This is a genomic window from Mycobacterium sp. TH-M103 (genome assembly GCF_057473785.1).
In genome coordinates this window covers 1-1990 of the sequence record NZ_JBYCLG010000287.1, presented here as the reverse complement: position 1 = coordinate 1990, position 1990 = coordinate 1, and the positions used below count along the sequence as shown (strand labels likewise).

General features: G+C 73.0%; 1 protein-coding gene and 1 pseudogene. Both read left to right on the top strand.

Features of this window, described 5'->3' with window-relative positions; translation table 11 throughout:
* Positions 1 to 185, top strand: a pseudogene (locus AC2VOR_RS16230) (1,4-beta-xylanase); the annotation flags it as partial.
* Between the two features lie 128 nt (positions 186 to 313).
* Positions 314 to 1843, top strand: coding sequence for a CYTH and CHAD domain-containing protein (locus AC2VOR_RS16225; RefSeq protein ID WP_369738238.1), 1530 nt, complete (start codon positions 314 to 316; stop codon positions 1841 to 1843).
* The last annotated feature ends 147 nt before the right edge of the window (positions 1844 to 1990 follow it).

The window sequence follows — 1990 nt, the reverse complement described above, 5'->3', positions numbered from 1 at the left end:
ACTGGGGCCTGGTCGCCGGCAAAACCCAGACCTACTTCCCCTGGGACTCCTGGGACCACCCCTACCCGGCCGTCCCGAAAGTGTGGTTCCACGACCTACTGCGGCCGGACGGACGACCCTTCCGGAACAGCGAGATCCAGACGATTCGCCGGCTGTCGGGGCTGGCGATGCACCTGCGCCAGTAGCCGCCGACGGGCTGCCCGCGGCCGCGGATGCCGGGCCACTGGACCCCCTGCAGCCCGTCGGCGGCGTGTACATTCAGCACCGTCCACGACGTACCCGACGGCGCCGCCGCGCCCGCCACGGAGCCGACATGCCTGCAAATGCGTCCAAACCCTCGCGTTACCTGGAGGTGGAGCGCAAGTTCGACGTCGTCGACTCGGCGGTGTCGCCGTCCTTCGACGGGATCGCCGCGGTGGCGCGCGTGGAGAAGTCGCCGCCCCAGTCGCTGGACGCCACCTACTTCGACACCCCCGGGCAGGACCTGGCCCGCAACAAGATCACGCTGCGGCGCCGCACGGGCGGGTCCGACGCGGGCTGGCACCTGAAGTTGCCCGCCGGGCCCGACGCCCGCACCGAGGTCCGGATGCCACTGGATGCCCCGGAGGGCGTCCCCGGAGGGGGGGTCGTTCCAGGCGAGTTGCTGGACGTGGTGCTGGCCATCGTGCGCGATCGCCCCCTCGAACCGGTCGCGCGGATCTCCACCGAACGAGAAACCCAGGTGCTGTACGGCGTCGACGGCACGGCGCTGGCGGAGTTCAGCAACGACCACGTCACCGCGTGGGCGATCGGGGCGTCGCCCGACGAGCAGCCGGTCGAACAGGAGTGGCGTGAGTGGGAACTCGAGCTCTCGGCGAGTGAGAGAACGACGAACCAGGCCGCCGACGCCGAGCTGCTGACCCGGCTGGCCAATCGGCTGCTCGACGCCGGGGCCGCGCCCGCCGGCCACGCCTCCAAGCTGGCCCGGGTGCTCGGCCCGGCCGTGCAGCCCAACGACACCCGGCCGCCCGCCGACCCCGTGCAGCGCGCGGTGGCCGAGCAGGTCGGTGCGCTGCTCGTGTGGGATCGGGCCGTGCGGGCCGACGCCGACGACGCCGTGCACCAGATGCGGGTGACCATCCGCAAGATCCGCAGCCTGCTCGGTGAGTCGCCGGAGTTCGTGTCGTCCGCCGACGCGTGGATCCTCGACGAACTGCGCGAGCTCGGCAACGTGCTGGGCGGCGCCCGCGACGCCGAGGTGCTCGGCGCGCGGTACCGGCTGGCGCTGGACGCGCTGCCACCCGAACTGGTGCGCGGTAGGGTCCGGGAGCGCCTGGTCGACGGCGCCCGACGCCGCTACCAGGCCGGATTGCGGCGATCGCTGGCCGCGATGCGGTCGCAGCGCTACTTCCGCCTGCTCGACGCCCTCGACGCGGTGGTGGCCCATCCCCCGGCGGCCGCGGCCGGCCGGGAAGCGCCGCCGGTGACCATCGACGCGGCCTACCAGAAGGTGCGCCGGGGCGCCAAGGCCGCCGCCCGGGCGCCCGAGGAGCATCGCGACGAAGCGCTGCACCGGATCCGCAAGCGCGCGAAGCGGCTCCGCTACACCGCGGCCGCGACCGGCGCGGCGGAGGTGTCCGAGCGGGCGAAGGCGATCCAGACACTGCTCGGCGACCACCAGGACAGCGTGGTCAGCCAGGCGCACCTGCTGCAGCAGGCCGCCGCCGCGCATGCCGCCGGGGAGGACACCTTCACCTACGGCCTGCTCTACCAGCAGGAGGTCGACCTGGCCAAGATGTGCGAGCGGCAGGTCGACGACGCGTTGCGTCAACTCGACAAGTCGGTTCGCAAAGCGCGGCGCTGAGCCGCGAAGACGGGCGGACGAGTTGGCCTGTAAGCCGGATTCTGTTCCCCGCCGCCGCGGCGTGGCCAACGGCGGCAGGGCGGCGACCATCCATCTGGACACACCGTCGCCGGGTGCCTCGAGCGGTCTACCCGCAGGCTCGGGCGA